A 2,803-nucleotide genomic window follows, 5' to 3' on the forward strand; every position below is an offset into this window, starting at 1 on the left:
CGGTAGCGGGCGGGAGGAGGCTTGCTCATGCGACCAGTCTAACCGCATGGATTCGCGATGTGAATCGCCCGCAGTCAGAGTTACGCAACAACGCCCAGCCACGGCATCAGCGGGGCCCCGACACGAGACCGCGAAGCTCAATCCAGCGCATATGCGGGGCTTCCCGAATTATCGCGCGCGCATCAGTTTGTAGGCGAGCGACGGTGCCAACCGGTGGATGACACGCAGGGCCTTCGCTTTTTCGATCCAGACCTCCTCACTCCCCCGCTCCACCCCACGAACAAGGTCCGAAGCGGCACGGTCGGGCGGATACTTCCGGATCGAGAGCCTGGCGGTGAGATCGGTGTCCACCAGCGTCATGACGACATCGGTGACCTGGACAGAAAAGCCGGCATGGCGGCACTGGTCCCGAAGCGCGCGCGTGAAGCTGCGGAGGCCTGCCTTGGTGGCGCAATAAACGGCGGCATCCCGGCGCGGCGCGATGGCAAGGCCGGACGTGACGTTGACGATGGCAGCGCTCGATTGCCGGGACAGTGTCGGCAGCAGCGCCGTGGCAAGGCACAGGGGTGCCCGGAGGTTGACTGCGATCTCTTCGGCAACAGACGCCAGCTTTTCCCACGGCGCATCGGTCAAGGGGCCGTGGTGCATTACCGCAGCATTGTTGATCAGCACGCTGGTGTCGCGGTGCCGGTCTTCCACCCAGTCCGCGATTTCCAGATGCACTTCGGGTTCGCACAGATCGACCGCCAGACCGTCAACGACCGCGGGGCAGGTCGCCACCAGCTTGGCCACCGCGTCGCTGTCTTTCGCCACGGCCAAGACATGAGCTCCGTGTTCGCCCAATTCGTCGACGAGGGCGCGTCCTATCCCCCGTGTCGCGCCCGTAACCAGCACCTTCTGTCCCCTGAACTCGAAACCTTTTCTCATGTCTCACCTGTCGTTGTCTTCATGCCATCACGGGCATAATGTGAGCGGATGCTTGCATTTGGCCACTCGCATCCGAACGCCATGAAGAACTTGCCACTCAACCCCAGGAAGGTCCCCCGCCAAGCCAGGTCACGGGCCACCTGCGACGCGATCCTCGCGGCAGCGGCTCGCATTCTGGAGCGGCAGGGAGATGAGGCGCTGAACACGAATCGGGTTGCCGAGGTGGCCGGCGTTTCGATCGGCTCACTCTACCAATACTATCCGACGAAAGAGGCGATCCTGGCCGAACTGATCCGCGCGATGCGCCAGCAGATGCACGACGATATGGCCGCCGCCGCCCGGGTCGCGGCGGGCAGTGGACTGGAACAAGAGGTCGACGCACTCGTCGCGGCCACCCTGCGCCATCACCTGCGTAACCCGGAACTGGCTTACGCTCTGGAAATCGTCGAGGAGCGCCTGCCGCTCGATGCCGAGACCGCGGCGCTGAAACAGGGCATGCGGACACTCGTCGTCGACATGCTCGAACGCAACGGGATCACGGATGCGCCGGCCATCGCCTTCGACCTGATCGCCATCGGGCATGGTCTTGCGGACGCGGCCATCGCGGCCGGGGAACGCGATTTCGACGGTTTGCATCGACGCATCCGGCGCGCTGTTCTGGGGTACCTGGGAAGGCCGCGGCTTTAGAGCGCACCAGGTCGGCGGCGGCTGCCCAGGACCCGCCAGACCTGCAGCACGATCAGGGGGCCCGCGACCACAAGCGGCTCTACCGTGTCTTCCCATCCGTTAAGGCTCAACGCGTGAAGAAGGCCCAACAGGGCCGCGGCATAGGTCCAGCGTTGCAGCGGCTTCCACCCTCGCCCCAGCCTCCGGACGGCCGCATCCGACGAGGTTGCGGCCAGAGGCACGAGGATCATCAACGAGAGCCAGCCGGTCCAGATGTCGAGCCGCGGAAGATCGGCGATGACGCTTCTGGCGGACCCGGCGTCGACGATGTAGAACAGCGTGTGCCACAGCGCATAGCCGAAGCTCGCAACGCCCAGATAGCGCCGGTTGCGCAGCAACCAGCGCGTGACGCCGGCTCGCGGCCAGACGCGACGCAGTGGCGTGGCAAGCAGCGCGAAGATCAGCAGGACGGCGGACAGCGCCCCGGACGGATTCACGGCATCCTCAGCCATGGCAGCGCCCTGCCGCGACAAGTGGATCGTCCATGCCACCGCCGGAGCCGCGAGAAGAGCCCAGACGAATTGATGTCTGCCCCTCTTTCCTCGATAGTCTTGGCGATGGTTGCCGCCGCTGCCCTCCCGCGCGGAGACTTCGAGCGTGCGACCGTGGTCTGCCTCGGGTTCGGGCATGGCGCAATTCCAACTATTTATTGGTGTTGCGAAAAGCCTACCCGATAGCGGCGTTTTCGCTACTCGCATTGCAAATCCCGTCATCTGTCCGTGAGAACCAGATGAAGTTCAGTTCCGCGACCGTCGCGCAGAGATGGATCACTCGTATTCCTCAACGATGACGCCCAGATCCTCAGCCCGTGCTGTCGAGCAACTGGATCGAGGCTCTGCCAGAGGTGAAGTTGGCTTGGGCCTGTGCGTTTTACTCGTGGTGAGGACCGGCAATGCACCCCCAAGGAAGGCATCGCGCCCCCTGTGCAGACACGTTCAGCGACCGCTGTAAGCTGGACTAAAGGGCCGAGTGACGTCGCGGTATAGAATGTCCCCACCACCAGGCTTGTCGCTGGCCATTCCGACGTTTCTCGCGCGGCCGGTGGCTCTCGCTCCGGAAGACCGGGATACCGTCGAGAGGCTTGAGCCGGTGAGCCTCGTCGAGATACGCGCAGACAGGGCGGCTCAGGTCGTGCCGTGGCTGCGCGTAT

At 64.3% G+C, this 2,803-nt stretch carries 3 protein-coding genes; 1 reads left to right on the forward strand and 2 read right to left on the reverse strand.

From position 1 onward, the window contains the following. Window positions 1-168: 168 nt before the first annotated feature. Window positions 169-927, reverse strand: coding sequence for an SDR family NAD(P)-dependent oxidoreductase (locus tag BLW27_RS20430; RefSeq protein ID WP_089886569.1), 759 nt, complete (start codon window positions 925-927; stop codon window positions 169-171). 48 nt (window positions 928-975) lie between these two features. Here BLW27_RS20430 and BLW27_RS20435 point away from each other — a divergent pair, with 48 nt between their 5' ends. Then, window positions 976-1,614, forward strand: coding sequence for a TetR/AcrR family transcriptional regulator (locus tag BLW27_RS20435; protein WP_218141199.1), 639 nt, complete (start codon window positions 976-978; stop codon window positions 1,612-1,614). Here the strand turns inward: BLW27_RS20435 and BLW27_RS20440 are convergent. Beyond that, a complete protein-coding gene (locus BLW27_RS20440) occupies window positions 1,611-2,282 on the reverse strand; it encodes a ferric reductase-like transmembrane domain-containing protein (RefSeq protein ID WP_177178029.1) in 672 nt (223 codons plus the stop codon). The two genes, BLW27_RS20435 and BLW27_RS20440, sit on opposite strands and share 4 nt — an antisense overlap. Window positions 2,283-2,803: the final 521 nt, after the last annotated feature.

Origin of the sequence: Citreimonas salinaria (assembly GCF_900107235.1) — a bacterium.
GTDB lineage: Bacteria > Pseudomonadota > Alphaproteobacteria > Rhodobacterales > Rhodobacteraceae > Citreimonas > Citreimonas salinaria.

Excerpts from the sequence above, each read along its gene's own strand:
- BLW27_RS20430 (WP_089886569.1), bottom strand. The coding sequence starts at position 927 with ATGAGAAAAGGTTTCGAGTTCAGGGGACAGAAGGTGCTGGTTACGGGC.
- BLW27_RS20435 (WP_218141199.1), top strand. The coding sequence starts at position 976 with ATGCTTGCATTTGGCCACTCGCATCCGAACGCCATGAAGAACTTGCCA.
- BLW27_RS20440 (WP_177178029.1), bottom strand. The coding sequence starts at position 2,282 with ATGCCCGAACCCGAGGCAGACCACGGTCGCACGCTCGAAGTCTCCGCG.